The organism is Vibrio sp. 10N.222.54.A3, assembly GCF_041474095.1.
In the GTDB taxonomy this organism is placed as follows: Bacteria; Pseudomonadota; Gammaproteobacteria; order Enterobacterales; family Vibrionaceae; genus Vibrio; species Vibrio crassostreae_C.
On the sequence record NZ_JBFRTN010000119.1, the window covers coordinates 1 to 19,577 of the forward strand.

Consider the following 19,577-nt stretch of genomic DNA (forward strand, 5'->3'; position numbering starts at 1 on the left):
TCTATATCTATATCTATTTGTAAATTCAAAGCCTTCTAGCACCAACTCACTCACTTTTCCTCGCAAGCTTAAACCAGTGCACTTAACTGATTGTTGGCGATGGCTTAACACCGCTCGTATATCGGGTCTGAAAAGAAAGTAAAAAAAACCCACACAGCTGGTGACTGTATGGGCATGTTCGGACGAGCCGTCTGGAAAAACAAATGATCAATAGAAAGTGAAAAAACGAATAACGAGATCCCCCGACAGTTTCTACGTTAAACGAGTTCAATGACCTTAAAGCGGCTGCTTCAATTATCACTTTGAACTGAACAAAAGCATCCAGAAAGAACTTAAGTTATGATTCAAATACACCATAACTTAAGGCTTATTGTATTACAAATAAATTTTAAGATTGAATGCCTTGAGTGAATGGTTGGTTAGTGAAAATGTGACCTAAGGCTCACTTTCCTAGTCAGGTGACCGAAAGTGATATGAATAATTTGAGTGGAGGCATTATCGGCGAAGTTGTGAGGTAATCATCTGAAAGTTGATCATTTTTAATTGGTTAATTATTCCTTTCTAATCATGTTAAAAGTTCAAACTCATAAATGATACCTATGTCACAGGGTGATTTTAACCAGTTTTGATATGTCAAGATTGCTCACAGAAAGTGCAGTAAATTAAACATACAATATTAATTAAATTGATGGTTGTGACGATGGAACGGCATGAACAAGTTTTGCTTCCCGTATCTTCGAATATCTAAAAAATGACCATTTCATTCGGATAAAAATAATAGACATAGGTTGATATGGATTATGAGTTTTATGAATTCAAAATTGTCTCTAGGGTTTAAAGGAAAATTGATTTTAATGGTGGCGATCGTCAGTTCCAGTGCCTTGGCATTTACGAACTGGTTCACGCTTAACTTGGCGACTGATCAAGTAAACCAAACGATTTATAACGAGATTGATCACTCGTTAACGATAGAAATTAATCAGATTGAAAGCACCGTCCAGCGCACCATCGATACCGTTAACTCTGTTGCACAAGAGTTCATGAAATCCCCATACCAAGTGCCGAATGAAGCACTCATGCATTATGCTGCAAAGCTGGGTGGCATTGACAAGATTGTGGTGGGTTTTGACGACGGCCGTTCTTATACCTCTCGCCCTTCAGAGTCTTTTCCTAACGGTGTAGGGATAAAAGAAAAATACAATCCAACCGTTCGACCTTGGTATCAACAAGCCAAATTGAAATCAGGCTTATCTTTTAGTGATCTGTTTTTCACTAAGAGTACTCAAGTGCCTATGATCGGTGTGACCTACTCATACCAAGATCGTGTCATCATGGCCGACATACGTTTTGACGATTTGGAAACTCAGCTTAAACAGCTGGACAGTATCTACGAAGCCAAAGGCATTATTATCGACGAGAAAGGGATGGTGGTCGCTTCAACAGTCGAAAACGTACTTCCGCAAAGCAATATATCTTCTGCAGATACTCAGATGAGACTCAATAGTGCCATTGAACAGCCTGACCAATTCATTGAGGGTGTGATTGATGGCAACCAGAGAATTTTGATGGCCAAGAAAGTGGATATTGGCAGCCAGAAAGAATGGTACATGATATCTAGTATCGATCCTGAACTCGCGCTCAATCAGTTGAATGGCGTGATGTCGAGTGCGCGTATCCTTATCGTGGCATGTGTGCTTGGCTCGGTGATATTGATGATTTTACTGCTGAATCGCTTCTACCGCCCAATCGTGTCACTGAGAAAAATCGTCCACGATCTATCTCAAGGTAACGGAGACCTGACTCAAAGGCTTGTTGAGAGGGGGAATGATGACTTAGGGCATATCGCCAAAGACATCAACTTGTTCATCATTGGTCTGCAAGAGATGGTTAAGGACGTCAAATTTAAGAACTCGGATCTCGATACTAAGGTACTGAGTATTCGTGAAGGTTGTAAAGAAACCAGCGATGTACTGAAAGTTCACACTGATGAAACGGTTCAAGTGGTCTCTGCAATTAACGGCTTATCTGAAGCATCAAACGAAGTCGAGAAGAGTTCTCAGTCGGCGGCAGAAGCAGCAAGAGAGGCCGCTGTGTTCAGTGATGAGACGAAACAAATTAACACCGTGACGGAAACCTATATCAGTGATCTTGAGAAGCAAGTCTGCACCACCTCTGATGATATTCGCTCAATGGCGAATGAAACGCAGAGCATCCAGTCTATCGTGTCTGTGATTGGAGGAATTGCGGAACAAACTAATTTGCTGGCATTGAATGCGTCAATTGAAGCGGCGAGAGCGGGTGAGCATGGCCGAGGTTTCGCGGTGGTTGCTGATGAAGTCCGTGCGTTAGCCAACCGAACTCAAATCAGTACTTCTGAAATTGATGAAGCGCTGTCTGGCTTGCAGTCTAAATCAGATGGTTTGGTTAAATCGATTGAGTTGACCAAAAGTAACTGTGAAATGACGCGTGCCCAAGTGGTTCAAGCGGTAAATATGTTGGCCAAGCTAACGGAACAGATGGAAACGGTAAGTCGTTTTAATAACGATATTTCGGGTTCGTCTGTTGAGCAGAACGCCCTTATTCAGAGCATTGCTAAGAACATGCATAAGATTGAAAGCTTTGTTGAGGAGCTTAATAAGCTAAGCCAAGATCAGTTGATTGAATCAGCAGAAATCAAAACACTTAACGGCAGCGTTAGTGACTTGATGAGCAGCTTTAAGGTTTAACTTTTCTAATATTTATATTTAAAAATCAACATACTAAGTTTAGTTGTTGATCTGAGAGCCACTCAATAGCTTGCGAGTTTAGAGTGGCCTTTCTGCGTTTTTCTTGAGTCTAACTCTACGCAATACTCATTCATCCCACTTCATTTGCCGCATCTCACATTCTGATAAATATATAATTGACATAAAATAGTACAAATATACATTGTCACTCTATTCTTATGGATAAGTGAGATAAATGTGAATAAGCCAATCTTCGTCGTAGTACTCGCTTCGCTTACGTATGGCTGCGGTGGAAGCAGCTCCAGTGACAGCAGTGATCCTTCCGATACCAATAACCCAGGAATGCCCGCTGGTGTTGTTGCTCCCTATGATATTACCAAGTATCAAAACATCCTTTCCAGCTCAGATCTTCAGGTCTCTGATCCTAATGGAGAGGAGGGCAATAAAACCTCTGAAGTCAAAGATGGTAACTTCGATGGTTATGTCAGTGATTATTTTTATGCTGATGAAGAGACGGAAAATCTTATCTTCAAAATGACGAACTACAAGATGCGCTCTGAAGTTCGTGAGGGAGAAAACTTCGATATCAACGAAGCGGGCGTAAGGCGCAGTCTGTATGCGGAAATAAGTTTGCCTGATATTGAGCATGCCATGGCGAGTTCTCCCGCTGATCATGATGAAGTGACGTTGCTGCAGATACACAATAAGGGGACTGATGAGAGTGGTACGGGTTATATCCCTCATCCGCTATTGCGTGTGGTTTGGGAGCAAGAACGAGATGGCCTCACAGGTCACTACTGGGCAGTCATGAAAAACAATGCCATTGATTGTAGCAGCGCTGCTGACTCTTCGGATTGTTATGCCACGTCATACAATCGCTACGATTTAGGTGAGGCGGAATTGGACAGTTTTACCAAATTTGATCTTTCTGTTTATGAGAACACACTGTCGCTCAAAGTGAATGATGAAGTAAAAGTGAATCAAGACATCGCTTACTGGCAGCATTTATTGAGCTACTTCAAAGCGGGTATCTATAACCAATTTGAGAATGGTGAAGCGATTGCTTACTATCAGGCGTTGAGATACACCACGACTCAAATCGATGGATCAAACGATTGGGACATTAATGATTGGAAGCTGACTATTCCACCGAGTAAGAATGATTGGTATGGAAGCGGTGGTGACAGTGCTGCTGAGTTAGAACCAGAACGTTGTGAATCGAGTAAAGATCTTCTTTCAAATGACAGCGATGTGTACGACAGTGATATTGATCTTTCTTACTTCAATACTGATGAAGGAAGAATGCACTTTAGAGCGGATATGGGATACGGCACCTCTACCCAAAACTCTAGCTATATTCGCTCTGAGCTCAGGGAGTTGTATCAAAGCAGTGTTCAACCGGATTGTAGCACCAGCGATGAAGATACAAGTTGGTATTTGGACGACACTAGAACGAACGCTACCAGTCACGAGTTAACCGCAAGCTTGCGAATTGAAGATTACCCGAACATCAACAATCAAGATCCAAAAGTGGTACTTGGACAAATCCATGGTTGGAAGATCAATCAAGCATTGGTGAAACTATTATGGGAAGGCGAGAGTAAGCCAGTAAGAGTGATACTGAACTCTGATTTTGAGCGCAACAACCAAGACTGTAATCATTGTGACCCGTTCAGTGTCGAGTTAGGGACTTATTCGGCAAGTGAAGAGTGGCGATATACGATTCGTGCCAATCAAGACGGTATCTACTTGGCGACTCATGATTTAGATGGAACCAACACCGTTTCTCATTTAATCCCTTGGGGACAAGATTACACAGATAAAGATGGGGACACGGTTTCGTTAACATCAGATTGGACATCGACAGACATCGCTTTCTATTTCAAAGCGGGCATCTACCCACAATTTAAGCCTGATAGCGACTATGCGGGCGAAGTGTTTGATGTGAGCTTTAGTTCTCTTAGAGCTGAACATTATTGAATTAGCTAACGTTTGAGTAACAACAATGACTGCTTTAAAGACCATATTGATTCCTAACAATGTGGTCTTTTTTTAACTGCTGCGACACTGGTGAATGAGATGTTCTGAACGATAAATGCTCTGCTCGAGTGATGCACATTCTCACCATTACCGCTCGGATTTTTCGCCCTTGATAGCCCATTTCGCATTCTAAATTTTCATATGTTGTCTTTTATCAATAGGAAGTGTGATCCAGTTAAAGTATGGAAAAAGCGAAAAGTGTTCCCAGTCTCATTTATTCAACGAAGTGTTTTATTTGTATTATAAGATTACGTAATATTTTTGTGTTATCGCAAATACTGAGAGAGAAAACGCCTTATAGCTCGTGTTTGCCAATTTATCTTTCACTTACGAACGCTGTCTTTGTATTATAATAATGGATTAGATATGAAACAAATTACTCTAAAAACCTTACTCGCTTCTTCTATTTTACTTGCAGTTGGTTGTGCGAGCACGAGCACACCGACTGTTGATTTCCCAAATAACAAAGAAACTGGTGAAGCGCTTCTGACGCCAGTTGCTGTTGCCGCTAGTAGCCATGATGGTAACGGACCTGATCGTCTCATTGACCAAGACCTAACTACACGTTGGTCTTCAGCGGGTGACGGTGAGTGGGCAATGCTAGATTATGGTTCAGTTCAAGAATTTGATGCGGTTCAAGCATCTTTCAGCAAAGGTAACGAGCGCCAGTCTAAATTTGATATTCAAGTAAGTGTCGATGGTGAAACCTGGACAACCGTACTTGAAAACCAACTGAGCTCAGGTAAAGCGATCGGCCTAGAGCGTTTCCAATTCGAGCCAGCAGTGCAAGCGCGCTACGTAAGATACGTTGGTCACGGTAACACCAAAAATGGTTGGAACAGTGTGACAGGGTTAGCTGCGGTTAACTGTAACATTAACGCATGTCCTGCTAGCCATATCATCACTTCAGACGTGGTAGCAGCAGAAGCAGTTATTATCGCTGAAATGAAAGCAGTGGAAAAAGCACGTAAAGATGCGCGCAAAGATCTTCGTTCAGGTAACTTTGGTGTAGCAGCGGTTTACCCTTGTGAGACCTCAGTTGAATGTGACACACGCAGTGCACTGCCAGTTCCGACAGGCCTGCCAGCGACACCAGTTGCAGGTAACGCGCCAAGCGAAAACTTTGACATGACGCATTGGTACCTATCTCAACCATTCGACCATGACAAAAACGGTAAGCCTGATGATGTTTCTGAGTGGAACCTTGCAAACGGTTACCAACACCCAGAGATCTTCTACACAGCTGACGATGGTGGTCTAGTCTTCAAGTCTTACGTGAAAGGTGTTCGTACCTCTAAAAATACTAAGTATGCGCGTACAGAGCTTCGCGAAATGATGCGCCGTGGTGACCAGTCTATTAGCACTAAAGGTGTTAACAAGAACAACTGGGTATTCTCAAGCGCACCTGAGTCTGACTTAGAAGCTGCTGCTGGTATTGATGGCGTTTTAGAAGCAACGTTGAAAATCGATCACGCAACAACAACAGGTAATGCGAACGAAGTAGGCCGCTTTATCATTGGTCAGATTCACGATCAAAACGATGAACCAATTCGTTTGTACTACCGTAAACTGCCAAACCAAGCAACGGGTGCGGTTTACTTCGCACACGAAAGCCAAGACGCAACTAAAGAGGACTTCTACCCTCTAGTGGGCGACATGACGGCTGAAGTGGGTGACGATGGTATCGCACTTGGCGAAGTGTTCAGCTACCGTATTGACGTTAAAGGCAACACGATGACTGTAACGTTAATGCGTGAAGGCAAAGACGACGTTGTACAAGTGGTTGATATGAGCAACAGCGGCTACGACGTAGGCGGCAAGTACATGTACTTCAAAGCCGGTGTTTACAACCAAAACATCAGCGGCGACCTAGACGATTACTCACAAGCGACTTTCTACCAACTAGACGTATCGCACGATCAATACAAAAAGTAATCTAACCGAATAACACTTAATATTAAAGCTATCGCAATAGCCTCCAGCCTTAGGGTTTGGAGGCTTTTTTGTGCCTGCTGTTGGTTGGGCTTAAGCGTATGATTTAATTGAGTAGGAGAGGGGTAGTTATCAGTTGCACAGAGTTTAAGACATTATCATTAAGCTCATTCAGTATTAACTTTAGTCATTATCAGTTTCAGTCACTATCCTTTCCCCAATCGCCGATCACCATTAACCTCAGTCATGATTAATCTCAGCTGATAACAGGTCATATTGGCTCTCATTCAAAGCTAAACAATGCCAATATTATTTTGGAATCGCCATAGCTAGAAAACTTCGACTTCGTTCTCAAGGTATGTACAAATGCGACGTCTACACATGAACGTATTGTTTTGCCTGGTCTACTAATAAGCGTTAGCTCGGCTGATTACTCCCGTTTTGTTCTTGAAACCGTCACTTTTGGGTTGTTTAGCAAGACTCTTAGCAACAGCCATAAATCGTGCTCTAACTCTTGCATAAATAGAAGGGCGGTTAGCCATCACTTTATTAGCGCCAATGCTTAATGAAATACTCAGGCGGGCTCAAGTCGATGATCAAACGCATCTAGTGCTCAAGGGGATACGCTTGAGGGTTAGTTGCTTGCAGGCCGTAAATACCTTGATTGTATGCTACGGTGATGCTGAATAATAATTTGTGGGTTGAGTGCAGAGCTGAGGGGTTTTGTTTATCTATGATAGATACAGGGCTTTTGAGAGGGTTAAATAAGTTAGAGAGGCAAGGGGGCATTCGTTACTAGCAGCATCGGTGCTTATTCAACGCTGAAGCAAAGTTCCGCTGAGTCAGAGAGCTTAACTGAATCGCCAGTCTGCTTTTTATTCTTGAGCTAACAATAAAAAATCCCTATCAAATTACGTTGATAGGGATTTGTTTTATCTAGCAATCAAGTCAAACAGACTTTCTAGTGAGAACTAGAATAGGTCTGAATCTAGGTTGTCGAAGTAGGTGTATGTCCCTTTTGAACCATTGTCACCATTGTATAGCGCAATAGCGGTCGGGGAACCACCTGCACTTTCAGCTTTTAACCCAGTGTAGTCTGTTCCATCAACATTGACGGTAATGTCTGTATCTACCCATGAAATGGTCACATCTACCCATGTGTCTTTTGAGTATGAAGCAAGGTCAACTTGGCTGCCTGATTCGTTGCGGAATTTAATCATACTAGATGTAAATACAACTTCAGTGAAGCGACCACTAGATGATGCATCGTTATTAGAACCTAAGAAAATGTATGATGCTTTTACATAGCCATCGCTAGGGATGTATACAGATGTAGAAACAGAGCCAGTTTCTGCTGCGCCATTAGCAAAGTCGCGGCCAACGATAGCTTTGTTATTATCAGTGGTTGAGTCCGCACCATCTTCAATTCGTAAAGAGTTAGAACCCGACTTGGCAAAGTCACTACTGATCACTGCTGTATTTAAAACCCCATCAACACCTTTTGTCTGGTACGCAGGGTTAGCCACATCGATCTGCGTACCTACAGTATAAGAATCGAAGTTGTCTGTTACTTCGCCGGGCTCTGGATCTGGATCTGGATCTGGTTCAGGTTCTGGCTCAGTATTGCCGCCATCAACAACAACTGTCGCTTCCGCAGTATTGTTGTTGTACGGATTACCTGATAGCGCTTGGCCATTCGGGTAATTGTTAAAGTTATCTTCAAACACTAGCTCATCAGAAGCTGTGTCATTCGAATAAACTTTAAAGTTGTCAGCGTTTAACTCGTAGTGTGTTGTGTTAGAAGTATCACCAAGCTTCAATGACACGATAGTAACGGCAGCTTTGTCGAAAGCCTCAAAACCGTTGCCGCTATTGTCGTATACAGTGTCATTGACTTTGAATGTGTAGTAACCGCTCGCCCAACTGATTTCAACCGCGAGATCTTCACCTAAAGTGTAAGTGCCTACAGGCTCATCAGGAATTTGAGGTTTACCGCTACTATCGGTAACCGTGGAACGGTAGAAAATTTCTCCAGCATTAAAAATAACTTCGCCGTGTAAATTAGTGTTAGAAGTACCAGAAGCGTAGAGACTAATATAAGCGTTGTTACCTGAACCATTCGCTTCTTGCTCGGTGTTTTCATCTACTTGGTAGATTAAGTCAACGGTTACCTTTCCTGATGCGATACTGTCTACTGTTGCCCCTGTGCTGCTGTCAGACAATTTCAAACGTAGTTCACCCACATCATTCTTTACACCACCATTGTTGGTGTCCAAAATTTGAACGTAGCCATTGATACCATTTGCTTCATTGGCTTTACTGATAGCTTCTTGTACGGCGTCAGTCGCAGTTTGGTCTGAACCAGAGTAGTCTATGCCAGTGGTGTTATCTGAAATATTCAGAGCACCAGCGTCATCGAAAGAAAAAACACCATCTAGAATTTCGATCGTTGATGTGCCTGTTTCATAATATGTGAAAGAGACCGTACCGGCTTCTTCATCATAATTATTAGTAGAAGCACTTGCATCTTTAATCGTGTAAGTACCTAAGTCATCATCATCGTCATAGTATTTATGATTGCCATCTTCTTGGAAAACATAAACATTTGGTAGATCAGCGTTTGATGACGCGGATATTGAAGCGGAGTTACCATCACTGATTTGCCAGTAACCCGTAGTTAATGCTGAAGGTTGGTTACCTGGATCAGTAGAACCATCGGTCGGGATAGGTAAACCGTCACTGTTACAACCAAATAATAAACCTGTCGAAAGAGCGACAGCTGTAGCGACTTTAGAAATCTGCATAAAATATTCTCTTTATGATATTAAATCCATATGTAAATCACATAAGAAATAGATAATGAATAGTCGTTAAATATTTATTAGGATGAAACTAACGTTAATTAGAACATCCTATTATTTAAATAAAGTGCTTAAAATATGCCCCAAAAATTTACAAGAGGAGAGGGGTATTCTATAAATTGACTATTTCTAATTAGAATGAGTAAGCAACACCAACACGGTATTTTGCTTCGCGATCTTTAGAAGATGAGCTGATATCAGAAGACCAAATCTCAGCAAAAGGTTTCCAAGAACCGAACTTGTAGTTTACTTTTAAGCCAGCATCCCATTCCCAGTCATCACTATTATAAAGAAGTACGTTATCCAAAGATTTTACATAGTTTGCTTCGTAAGAAAGACCAAGCTTCGGTAGAGACTCAATTTTATATGCACCTGTTAGCGTTATTTTGGATTTTTGAGCTGATTCTAAACGTTCGCCAGTTTCTGAATCCTTATCACCAAACTGTGTATGGTTGCGGAAATCAGCATACTCGTGACGGTAACGAATGGCAGTCGTTAATCCCATATCCGCATTATAACCAACACGGAATTGAGGTTTGTAAGTGACTTTTTTCATCTTCCAGTCACCGCCGTTGTAGTTCGGCTCATCCCAGTCCCAAGCGATCGGCATACCAACTTGTAGATACCAGTTGTTATCGACTTTGTAAGTTGCTGTATTTTCTACTTCCATACCGTAAATATACCAATTGCCGTCATAGAAGCTTCTACTGTTTGCTGATTTAACTTCGCCAGAATCTGCGTCGTAGTAAGAATCGTCAGTATGGAATTTAACTTCAAGGCCCGTTGAGTGCTTCCACTTATCTGACAGTTTAAAGCTTTCACCTAGCTTCACTCGGTGTTGATGGCGAGCGTCTACGTGAGCCGTGTCGCCATTTGTTTTTGTATAATCCGTCGCAGCACGATACTCGTAACGATAATCAAGAGATGCACCAGTAGCTGTGCCCGCTAAAAGAGTACATGCAACAGCTGCAGCAATTTTTGTAACAGAATTCATACCTTTGTCTCACTATTATTTTTTAATTCTGGATACATCCAATGTACCCGTGGCTCACAAACCAATACCTTACATGGTATTAAATTAATGTATGACAAATATGGTATTTATTATTGAGTCAGATTTCTGTGAGATCTATCAAAAAGTTCTGACTAATGGCCCAAGTATATAGCTAAATGTTATGAATATCTCAATTTAGGGCTTGTGTATTAAATCAATCATGACGTACTTCTCATATTCACAAACCTTAGAAACTCACTTTTTTGCATGTGTTAAAATAATACAAATATTAAGTGTTTCTATATGTTAATAATGATGATTTTAACCATCGTGGCTTAAACATAGGGAGCATGTTGAGAGGCATAAATATAAACCATAGCCAGATGTTTAATAAAAGTTACAAAATGGCTAAATGTAAATTCTATTTATCGGTTGGCTTATTTAAGTCGAAGAGAAAATATTTAGTACTAATTCGTGTTCAAAAGTGGTTTCTGTACTGAGTGTGTACTCGGTATCTGTTAACAATAAAGGATGAGTCATGTTTAAGAAAAACATATTAGCAGTGGCGCTATTAGCGACTGTACCAATGGTTACTTTCGCAAATAACGGTGTTTCTTACCCCGTACCTGCCGATAAATTCGATATGCACAATTGGAAAATAACTATACCTTCAGATATCAATGAAGATGGTCGTGTTGACGAAATCGATGGGGTGGCAATGATGAGCTACTCACACAGCGATTTCTTCCACCTTGATAAAGACGGTAATCTCGTCTTTGAAGTACAAAACCAAGCTATTACCACGAAGAACTCGAAAAACGCACGCTCTGAGTTACGCCAGATGCCACGCGGTGCTGATTTCTCAATCGATACGGCGGACAAAGGAAACCAATGGGCATTGTCTAGCCATCCATCAGCAAGCGAGTACAGTGCCGTTGGCGGCACGCTAGAAGCGACCCTAAAAGTGAATCACGTAGCGATTAACGCTAAGTACCCAGAAAAGTACCCAGCTCACTCGGTGGTTGTTGGTCAGATTCACGCTAAAAAACATAATGAGTTAATCAAAGCTGGAACTGGTTACGGGCATGGTAATGAACCACTAAAGATCTTCTATAAGAAGTTTCCTGGCCAAGAAATGGGTTCAGTATTTTGGAACTATGAGCGTAACCTAGAGAAAAAAGATCCTAACCGTGCCGATATAGCTTACCCTGTTTGGGGTAACACTTGGGAAAACCCAGCGGAACCGGGTGAAGCAGGCATTGCTCTTGGTGAAGAGTTTAGCTACAAAGTGGAAGTGAAAGGCACCATGATGTACCTAACGTTTGAAACAGAACGTCACGATACGGTTAAGTATGAAATCGATCTGAGCAAGGGTATTGATGAGCTTGATTCACCAACGGGTTATGCTGAAGATGATTTCTATTACAAAGCGGGCGCATACGGCCAATGTAGCGTGAGCGATTCTCACCCTGTATGGGGGCCAGGTTGTGGCGGTACTGGCGATTTCGCTGTCGATAAAAAGAATGGCGACTATAACAGTGTGACTTTCTCGGCACTAAAGTTGAACGGCAAATAGTACATAAGGCTAGTTAGAAACAGGCCTTAAGGAATGTTTTCGAAGACCACTTAACCGAATGTTGAGTGGTCTTTTTGTTTTATATGAGTTTTAAGATGACCTTGGTATTAATGTGACCTTTGTATCAATGAGGGTGTGCTGAAGCCTACCAATGAATGGTACAGCTGAAACAATACAACCTTGTCAAAAGACAAGGTTGTAATCAGAAAGCGTAGAAAGATTTTAGGACGGCGACTCGATACCGGACTTAGTCATACATCAACTCTTTAGCTTTGTCGGCATCAAACTCCTTTAGAGACTTTCGAGCTAAGTGACGGAATGGGAAAGCTTTAACGACTTCTTCGAATGGTTGGATAGCAAAGGCCCAAAAGATAGAGCCATCTAAACCAAAGATGATCAATGCACACAATGGAATTGAAATTACCCATTGACCAGTAAAGTTGATTTTGAAGACAGCGGTCGTTTTTCCTAGTGCTCTTAGTACATTCCCATGAACCGTGTTGTAGCCACGAACAATTGGCAAGAATATGTAGAGTGGGGCGATAACGGCCAATGCTTGATAGGTAGATTCATCCAAGTTCGGGTAAATGTCACCAATGACCAGACTTAATCCTGCGAATAAGAGTGCACAAACGAAAGAAATCACGACTGCAATATCGATACTGGTATCGACGTTTTTGACTAGGTCATCCATCTTTTTAGAGCCAATCGCTTGGCTGATAGTAATTGCGGAAGAGTGAGCCCAAGCGGTAATAAATTGAGAGACAGCCCTGATCCAAGGCATCACCAAAGTAATCGCTACGTAAGCGTTGATGTTAAGTTGCGAATACAACAATTGATATATCGTTGCGCCAATCAAAAGCATGGTCACGTTCGCTGCTACAGGGAATATCTCGATAAAGTGACGACGAACGTTTGTCATGAACTCAGATCGCTGGGCGTCTAATTTGAGTGAAATTGCTGAGCTCAAATACACGCAAAGAACCAGATACACAAGGCGAAGGGTGATAGCAATAACACTGCCTAGCGCGGCGCCTTGAACACCAATACCTTCGAAATTTGAAAATCCGTGAATGAGTCCATAAGAAAGTACAGCGTTGATAGGCAGTTCAATTAAGTAACCTTTGAATGGGACTTTAGTTCTGCCTAGCGCATTAAATAAAGCAATGATCACCTGCGTTAACGCGGTAAAAATAACGATGTATTTCGAGATGTCTAGATAGCGGCTGATTTCTAAGTGAAGGGAAGCGTCATCTGTTAAAGCTTGAATCAAGGGTTGTTCGAAAAAAGTAAGTAGAAGCCAAAATAGTGTTGCTACGCCAAGGTTGATAAATAACCCTGCCCAAAATGCTTTAGATAATGATGCGGCGATGCCAGAGCCCACTGCGCGGCTTAATACTAACTGAGTACCGTTTGCCAGCGCCATTTGAATTCCCAGTACAAAGGCAACGATAGTCGTCGCAATCCCCATTGCAGCTAAAGGGATTTCACCAAGAGGAGAGACAAGCAGTGTGTCGATCATCAACATCGACTGCATCAAGATACCGTTTAAGGCGAGGGGCCAGGCGAGAGAGAAATTTTTCCTTACGTACGATTGTGAAGACACAAACAACACCTTATGTGTATAACCGTAAGCTTTCTCTGAGGTGGCGGAGTAGAGCGTTTAAAGAAGAAAACACTACGGTAGTTGATGGTTAAAAAATGGGTGCTAAAACAAGACTGACTTGTGTCTTTGAAAAACAAGTCAGTTTGGTTAATCTCGGTTATGCGATGGCTAATTCAACCCTAGAGAGCTTTTGGTTCTCATCGTCTAGCAGGACTTGAGAAGCAATTCGAGCTTGCTTGGCATCGCCAGACATTATTGCGTCGTAAATCGCTTTGTGTTCTTCTAAACAGAAGCGACCGCCTTCAGCGGAGTGGTCGATAAACTGCTTGAAGATAGTCGACAGAATGTTCGCGAATGGAATGTAAAATTGATTACCTGTCGATAAGAAAATCGTTTGGTGAAACAGGTGATCGTTGGTCGTCCACTCTTCATAATCGAAGCTATTTGCTGCGATGGTCATTTTCTGGAAAAGAATCGAAAGCTCTTTGCGTTGCTCTACAGTTGCATTGGTTGCAGCGAGCGCACACGCTTCCGGGTCAATCGCTTTTCTTAAGCCTAAAAATTGAGACAAGAAGGGTTTAGTATCTTCTAAATCTTGGATCCAGTACAGCAATTGCGGGTCCAAGAAGTGCCACTGTGTTCTCGGTTTGATACGAGTGCCCACTTTTGGCTTCGACTCGATTAAACCTTTTGCCGAAAGTAGCTTAGTTGATTCTCGAAGGGCAGTTCTGCTCACTCCAAAGATTTCGCACAGCTCCATTTCGCTGGGTAACTTTTGATTTTCTTCTAACTCGCCTGACAAGATCTTGCGAGCAATTTGTCTCGCCACTTGAACATGAATTCGGCGGCTTGAATCTTCCACCAATGTAAATATTGACATTTAAACCACCTGAAATTGAAACTTTGAAAACACTAAAAGCCAGACGAATCTGGTGTTTAGTGTCAGTGTATACGTCGAATTTAGTGTGAGGTTTTCCCTCATCTACTCGGGTCTGTTAACCTTATATAGTGTGGCGAACTTAAATCGCTGAGTGAGCTTATATAAACCAGCTAACTAGGGCGTTATTTGTCCGCCGTTAACATCTAGGATTTGACCTGTGATGTAACCGCTGCAAGCATGTGAGGCAAAGAAAGCAAAAGTAGGTGCTACTTCTTCAATACTGCCAAAGCGACCCATAGGGATATTGCTAGCAATGGTCGACTTTAGCTCATCGCTTTTGCCGTCATGAAATGCGGTATCGATAGTGCCTGGTGAAACTATGTTGAAACGGATATTGTCTTTAGCAAATTCTTTTACCCAGTTCCGATGGATATCGTGTAACCAAGCTTTCGATGCGGCATATACACCAGCACCCACACCACCACCTTCACGAGCGGCAATCGAACCCGTGCTAATCACACAAGATGTTTGCCCGGACTCAGCAGCAGAGGCGCGTAAGTGCGGGATAGAGAACTTGGTTGTCATCAGCGCAGAGCGAACATTAAGGTTCATTACGCGCTCATAAAACTCATCATCGATATTTTCTAGATTGGCGCGACCACCAAGGCCACCGGCGTTGTTAATCAACACGTCCATGCCACCAAAATGATCAGTGAACTCTTTGACTAACCTTTCGCACTCTAATGTGTCCATTAGGTTTGCAGGAAAAAAGGCAACATCGCCACCCAGTGCGGTAAGTTCAGATAGAACGTCATCAACTTTTGGGCTAGAAGCACGACTATTGATACCAATTTTTGCACCATACTTTGCGAAAATACGTGCTGTAGCTAAGCCCATACCTCCAGTAGAGCCAGTAATTAGAATGCGTTTGCCTTTTAAATCGTTAAACATCACAGTCGCCTATATTGTAGATTATTCGCGTTAATAAATCATACAATAACACTTGCGGTATTCAAGGATAGTCATCTCAAAACTGATCATCAACGACATAAATAGTGAGAGTAAGAGTCGTTTTGTGAGTTTGCGCATACAAAAAACGGTGTAAATAAGAACCATTTGTATGAATAAATGTTTTTAATTAGTTTGATGAACTAAATACTTATAATATTCATAAAATCTTCGCTAGCCTATATCATTCGTGACCTCACGTTATTCTTATACTTAGTTGGTGCAGATATAAATCAGTGCTATAGTCCGGGTTAAATAATACATATCTAATAAGTAAGTAGACACATGGCTGGCTCTTTCAATTCTATTTCAGGCTCTAAGCGAAGCCTTCATGTGCAAGTTGCACGTGAAATCGCTCGTGGTATTTTGTCGGGCAATTTGCCTCAAGGTTCTATTATCCCTGGTGAAATGGCTCTGTGTGAGCAATTTGGTATCAGTAGAACAGCATTAAGAGAAGCGGTTAAGCTTCTGACTTCAAAAGGTCTATTAGAATCTCGTCCTAAGATTGGTACTCGCGTTGTTAACCGCGCGTTCTGGAACTTCTTAGATCCACAATTGATCGAATGGATGGATGGTTTGGCCGATACAGACCAATTCTGTCATCAGTTTTTGGGTTTACGCCGCGCGATTGAACCAGAAGCGTGTGCTTTAGCTGCTCAGTTCGCGAGTGCAGAACAACGCATTGAACTGTCGGGCATTTTCCAACAAATGGTAGAAATCTCTAGCGAAGAAACGCTTGATCAAGAGCGTTGGCTAGATATCGATATGAAGTTCCATAGCCTGATCTTCAATGCAACAGGTAACGACTTCTATCTTCCATTTGGTAACATCTTAACGACCATGTTTGTTAACTTTATTTCTCACTCTTCTGAAGAGGGAAGTACTTGTATTAACGAACACCGCCAGATTTATGAAGCAATCATGGCAGGTAATAGTGACAAAGCACGCCACGCGTCAGCAAGTCACCTGTTAGAAACAAACCACAGATTACCAGCCGCTAGTTAATTGTTTTCACTGTTATTTTAGCTTTGATCGTTTTGCATTATCGACGAGAGGTCATTCTCGTAAAACTAGGGTAGTCAAAGTTAAAATTACGGTCGTACAAAAGCTAACTTCAGTAGTGACCTCTAAAAAGCACGTTTCATACGTGCTTTTTTTGCATCCAAATTTGATGAAAACCTGACTGGTGTCCAATATTTAATCTATTATTTGCTGTTTCGTTAAAAGCACTAGTAACCAGTATTTTAAGTTATATAATAATACTAATTAAATTATTGTGAGTGTGATTATGCCCCAGTCTCTACTGCCAAATATTCTTCAATTCATAGGTCAAATCGACCCATTCGATAAGATCCCTAAAGAAGCACTTCGCGAACTTGCCTCTAACGTGCAAATTACTTATCTCGGTAAGGGAGATGTGGTTGATTTGTGTGAGTCGGGGAAGGAAAAATCACTCTATATCATTCGAACGGGCTCTATGGAGCAACGAAAATCGGATGGTGTGCTTCGTGCCCGTCTAGGCAGCGAAGATTTGTTCGGCTTTACGTTCTTAGATTCTGAAGTCAACGACGAAAAAGGCTATAGAGCTGTCGCAATCGAAAACACCTTACTTTATGTAATTCCACACTCGGCACTTCAAACGCTTTTCAAAGCCTTTCCAAGTTGCGCAGAACACTTTGCTTCACAGGCGCAGGTTCGCTTGAAGTCGGCACTGGATGTGGTCTGGTCGAATAAAGAGAAAGGCCTGTTCATTCGTAAAGTTGAGGAAGTGGCAAGCGGGCAGGTGGCAATTGTTAAGTCTGAGCAAACCATCCAGTCGGTTGCGGTTGAAATGCTTCATCAACGCTCACCGTGTGCCGTGATTTATGAAGGTGAAACCATTGTTGGTTTGATCACCGACCGAGACATGACTAAGCGAGTGATTGCCCACGGCGTGAGTACTGATAGCCTGATCTCAGAGGTAATGACGCACTCTCCACTTACTGTAAAACCGGATGATCTGGTGCTGCATGCGGCCTCTATCATGATGCAATTTAATATCCGTAACTTGCCCGTTGTGAAAGAGAATAAGGTCGTTGGTCTTCTTACTACGTCTCATTTGGTTCAAAACCACCGTGTTCAAGCGATATTCTTGATCGAGAAAATCAAATACGCGGGCAGCGTGAAAACCATGTCTTCGTTCACCTCAGAGCGACAAGCTATTTTTGAAGCGCTGGTGGAAGGTAAAGTGGCGCCTGAAACCGTCGGCAAGGTAATGACCATGATTATGGACGCCTACACCCGTCGATTGATTCAAATAGCGATTGATAAGTTAGGCCCACCACCGTGTGATTTCTCTTGGATCGTAGCCGGATCGCACGCACGTAATGAAGTGCACATGTTGTCGGACCAAGACAGCGCGATTGTTCTTGCTGACGATGCAACCGACAGTGACCGTATTTACTTCAAACACTTATCGATGATGGTGACCAACGGCTTAGCAAGCTGTCACTACCCATTATGTCCAGGTAAATTCATGGCTGCGACGCCAAAATGGTGTCAGCCACTCAGTGTATGGAAGCACTACTACAAGAAGTGGGTGGCTAACCCAGAGTACGAACGCTTGCTTAATATCAGTGTGTTCCTAGAAATTCGTACTATCTACGGCAACAGTGAGTTCGAAGGTATTCTGCGCGATGAGCTGCATAGCAATATTCGCGGTAACCGTGAGTTTTTAAGCACGCTAGTGAAAGACGCGGTCAATACCAACCCGCCACTTGGCATCTTCAATAGCTTAGTGCTAGAGAAGTCAGGTGAGAATAAGAAAACGTTGAACGTGAAGAAGTACGCGATCAACTTGATTATCGACTTAGCGCGTATTTATGGCCTTGCTGTGGAGTGCGATTTGTCGGCGACTGACGAACGTTTCGCTGCTGCCAATGAAAAAGGCATGCTGAGCGACGATGCATTCAAGAACATTCTGGGTGCTTACCAGTTCATTCTCTCTTTCCGTTTTGGCCATCAACTTGAAGCGCTGAAGAACGGGGATGTGCCTGACAACAACATCAACCCAGATAGCTTTGGTAGCTTTGAGCGTAAACACTTGAAAGATGCCTTTAGGATCATTGCTGACCTTCAAGAAGCGGCGAAAATTCGTTTCGGAGCGCGTTAATGAAAGCCTTGTTAAACTATTTTCACCCGCTTGAGCGAATTAAACGTAAACGTAAGCAATATTCGGGAACGGTTAAGTTGCCAGAGGCGTTACATGCTCTCGTAGAGCAGCCTTGTCCTGAAATGACGGATTTGGCCAAAGACAGCGACTATATCGTGTTGGATCTCGAAACCACAGGCTTAGACAGCGAACAAGATCTTATCTTGTCTATGGGATGGGTCGATGTGGTGAAAGGACGAATCGATTTGGCTTCTGCCAAGCATATCTACCTGAACAATGATTCTCAGATTAACGCTGAAACTGCGGTGATTAACCACATCACACCACAGATGCTGGAAGAGGGCGCATCTATTCATGATGCGATGCTCGCTTTCTTCGAAGCAGCGAAAGGCAAGATTATCGTCGCGCACGCGTGTGTAGTCGAAGAGAAGTTCATTAGCCAATACCTTCTTCGCTGCTACGGTTTAAGAGCGATTCCTCTGCTTTGGCTTGATACCTTGTGTATTGAGAAAAGCATGGAGAAAGCGATCAGCAATCATGAAGAAGTCGATTTAACCTTGGCAGGGACTCGCGAAAGGTACGGGCTTCCTGAGTACAACAGCCACAATGCATTAGCCGATGCCGTTTCGACAGCGGAATTGTTTTTGGCTCAGCAGAAGCGAGTTGTGCCTAACGATAATGTGACCGTTGCCTTTCTCTATCGGATTAGTCACTAGGAAAAAGAACTGCAAATGCGCGGCTCTTATTTTAATGATTTTAAAGGAAAAAAAGCCAGCGATTAAGCCTGTCTCTTATACACAAAT

At 42.5% G+C, this 19,577-nt stretch carries 12 protein-coding genes; 7 read left to right on the top strand and 5 right to left on the bottom strand.

The window, feature by feature from the left end; genetic code table 11:
• Positions 1-854 precede the first annotated feature (854 nt).
• The 3 genes from AB4507_RS20640 to AB4507_RS20650 all read left to right on the top strand — a co-directional run bounded on the left by AB4507_RS20640 (position 855) and on the right by AB4507_RS20650 (position 6,701).
• Positions 855-2,726: a methyl-accepting chemotaxis protein gene (locus tag AB4507_RS20640; RefSeq protein ID WP_372183243.1), complete on the top strand. Its 1,872-nt coding sequence runs from the start codon at positions 855-857 to the stop codon at positions 2,724-2,726.
• 237 nt (positions 2,727-2,963) lie between these two features.
• Positions 2,964-4,706, top strand: a complete 1,743-nt coding sequence (locus tag AB4507_RS20645) for a polysaccharide lyase family 7 protein (protein WP_372183231.1) — start codon at positions 2,964-2,966, stop codon at positions 4,704-4,706.
• Between the two features lie 426 nt (positions 4,707-5,132).
• Positions 5,133-6,701 carry a polysaccharide lyase family 7 protein gene (locus AB4507_RS20650; RefSeq protein WP_017069952.1) on the top strand — a complete coding sequence of 523 codons (1,569 nt, stop codon included), beginning with the start codon at positions 5,133-5,135 and terminating at the stop codon, positions 6,699-6,701.
• Between the two features lie 968 nt (positions 6,702-7,669).
• On the opposite strand, the gene AB4507_RS20655 is transcribed toward AB4507_RS20650, so the two are convergent.
• Positions 7,670-9,502 carry a hypothetical protein gene (locus AB4507_RS20655; protein ID WP_372183233.1) on the bottom strand — a complete coding sequence of 611 codons (1,833 nt, stop codon included), beginning with the start codon at positions 9,500-9,502 and terminating at the stop codon, positions 7,670-7,672.
• 190 nt (positions 9,503-9,692) lie between these two features.
• Positions 9,693-10,553 carry an oligogalacturonate-specific porin KdgM family protein gene (locus tag AB4507_RS20660; RefSeq protein WP_017072468.1) on the bottom strand — a complete coding sequence of 287 codons (861 nt, stop codon included), beginning with the start codon at positions 10,551-10,553 and terminating at the stop codon, positions 9,693-9,695.
• Positions 10,554-11,091: 538 nt separating this feature from the next.
• Here AB4507_RS20660 and AB4507_RS20665 point away from each other — a divergent pair.
• Positions 11,092-12,129, top strand: a complete 1,038-nt coding sequence (locus AB4507_RS20665) for a polysaccharide lyase family 7 protein (RefSeq protein WP_372183234.1) — start codon at positions 11,092-11,094, stop codon at positions 12,127-12,129.
• 247 nt (positions 12,130-12,376) lie between these two features.
• Here AB4507_RS20665 and AB4507_RS20670 read toward each other — a convergent pair whose 3' ends face one another.
• The 3 genes from AB4507_RS20670 to AB4507_RS20680 all read right to left on the bottom strand — a co-directional run bounded on the left by AB4507_RS20670 (position 12,377) and on the right by AB4507_RS20680 (position 15,566).
• Positions 12,377-13,744, bottom strand: coding sequence for an MATE family efflux transporter (locus AB4507_RS20670; protein ID WP_372183236.1), 1,368 nt, complete (start codon positions 13,742-13,744; stop codon positions 12,377-12,379).
• A gap of 148 nt (positions 13,745-13,892) precedes the next feature.
• Entirely contained in the window at positions 13,893-14,615 is a 723-nt protein-coding gene (locus AB4507_RS20675) for a FadR/GntR family transcriptional regulator (protein WP_017063624.1), read from the bottom strand.
• 174 nt (positions 14,616-14,789) lie between these two features.
• Complete coding sequence (locus tag AB4507_RS20680; RefSeq protein ID WP_372183238.1) at positions 14,790-15,566, bottom strand: SDR family NAD(P)-dependent oxidoreductase; 777 nt, start codon at positions 15,564-15,566, stop codon at positions 14,790-14,792.
• A 342-nt stretch (positions 15,567-15,908) separates the two neighbouring features.
• On the opposite strand from AB4507_RS20680, the gene AB4507_RS20685 reads away from it, so the two are divergent.
• From AB4507_RS20685 to AB4507_RS20695, 3 genes are all read left to right on the top strand, one after another.
• A complete protein-coding gene (locus AB4507_RS20685) occupies positions 15,909-16,628 on the top strand; it encodes a FadR/GntR family transcriptional regulator (RefSeq protein ID WP_048607044.1) in 720 nt (239 codons plus the stop codon).
• Between the two features lie 283 nt (positions 16,629-16,911).
• Positions 16,912-18,774, top strand: a complete 1,863-nt coding sequence (locus AB4507_RS20690) for a DUF294 nucleotidyltransferase-like domain-containing protein (RefSeq protein WP_372183239.1) — start codon at positions 16,912-16,914, stop codon at positions 18,772-18,774.
• A complete protein-coding gene (locus tag AB4507_RS20695) occupies positions 18,774-19,490 on the top strand; it encodes a 3'-5' exonuclease (RefSeq protein WP_372183241.1) in 717 nt (238 codons plus the stop codon). Before AB4507_RS20690 ends, AB4507_RS20695 begins: the two co-directional genes overlap by 1 nt.
• Positions 19,491-19,577: the final 87 nt, after the last annotated feature.

Excerpts from the sequence above, each read along its gene's own strand:
- AB4507_RS20695 (WP_372183241.1), top strand. The coding sequence starts at position 18,774 with ATGAAAGCCTTGTTAAACTATTTTCACCCGCTTGAGCGAATTAAACGT.
- AB4507_RS20660 (WP_017072468.1), bottom strand. The coding sequence starts at position 10,553 with ATGAATTCTGTTACAAAAATTGCTGCAGCTGTTGCATGTACTCTTTTA.
- AB4507_RS20675 (WP_017063624.1), bottom strand. The coding sequence starts at position 14,615 with ATGTCAATATTTACATTGGTGGAAGATTCAAGCCGCCGAATTCATGTT.
- AB4507_RS20640 (WP_372183243.1), top strand. The coding sequence starts at position 855 with ATGGTGGCGATCGTCAGTTCCAGTGCCTTGGCATTTACGAACTGGTTC.
- AB4507_RS20690 (WP_372183239.1), top strand. The coding sequence starts at position 16,912 with ATGCCCCAGTCTCTACTGCCAAATATTCTTCAATTCATAGGTCAAATC.
- AB4507_RS20680 (WP_372183238.1), bottom strand. The coding sequence starts at position 15,566 with ATGTTTAACGATTTAAAAGGCAAACGCATTCTAATTACTGGCTCTACT.
- AB4507_RS20650 (WP_017069952.1), top strand. The coding sequence starts at position 5,133 with ATGAAACAAATTACTCTAAAAACCTTACTCGCTTCTTCTATTTTACTT.
- AB4507_RS20665 (WP_372183234.1), top strand. The coding sequence starts at position 11,092 with ATGTTTAAGAAAAACATATTAGCAGTGGCGCTATTAGCGACTGTACCA.
- AB4507_RS20685 (WP_048607044.1), top strand. The coding sequence starts at position 15,909 with ATGGCTGGCTCTTTCAATTCTATTTCAGGCTCTAAGCGAAGCCTTCAT.
- AB4507_RS20655 (WP_372183233.1), bottom strand. The coding sequence starts at position 9,502 with ATGCAGATTTCTAAAGTCGCTACAGCTGTCGCTCTTTCGACAGGTTTA.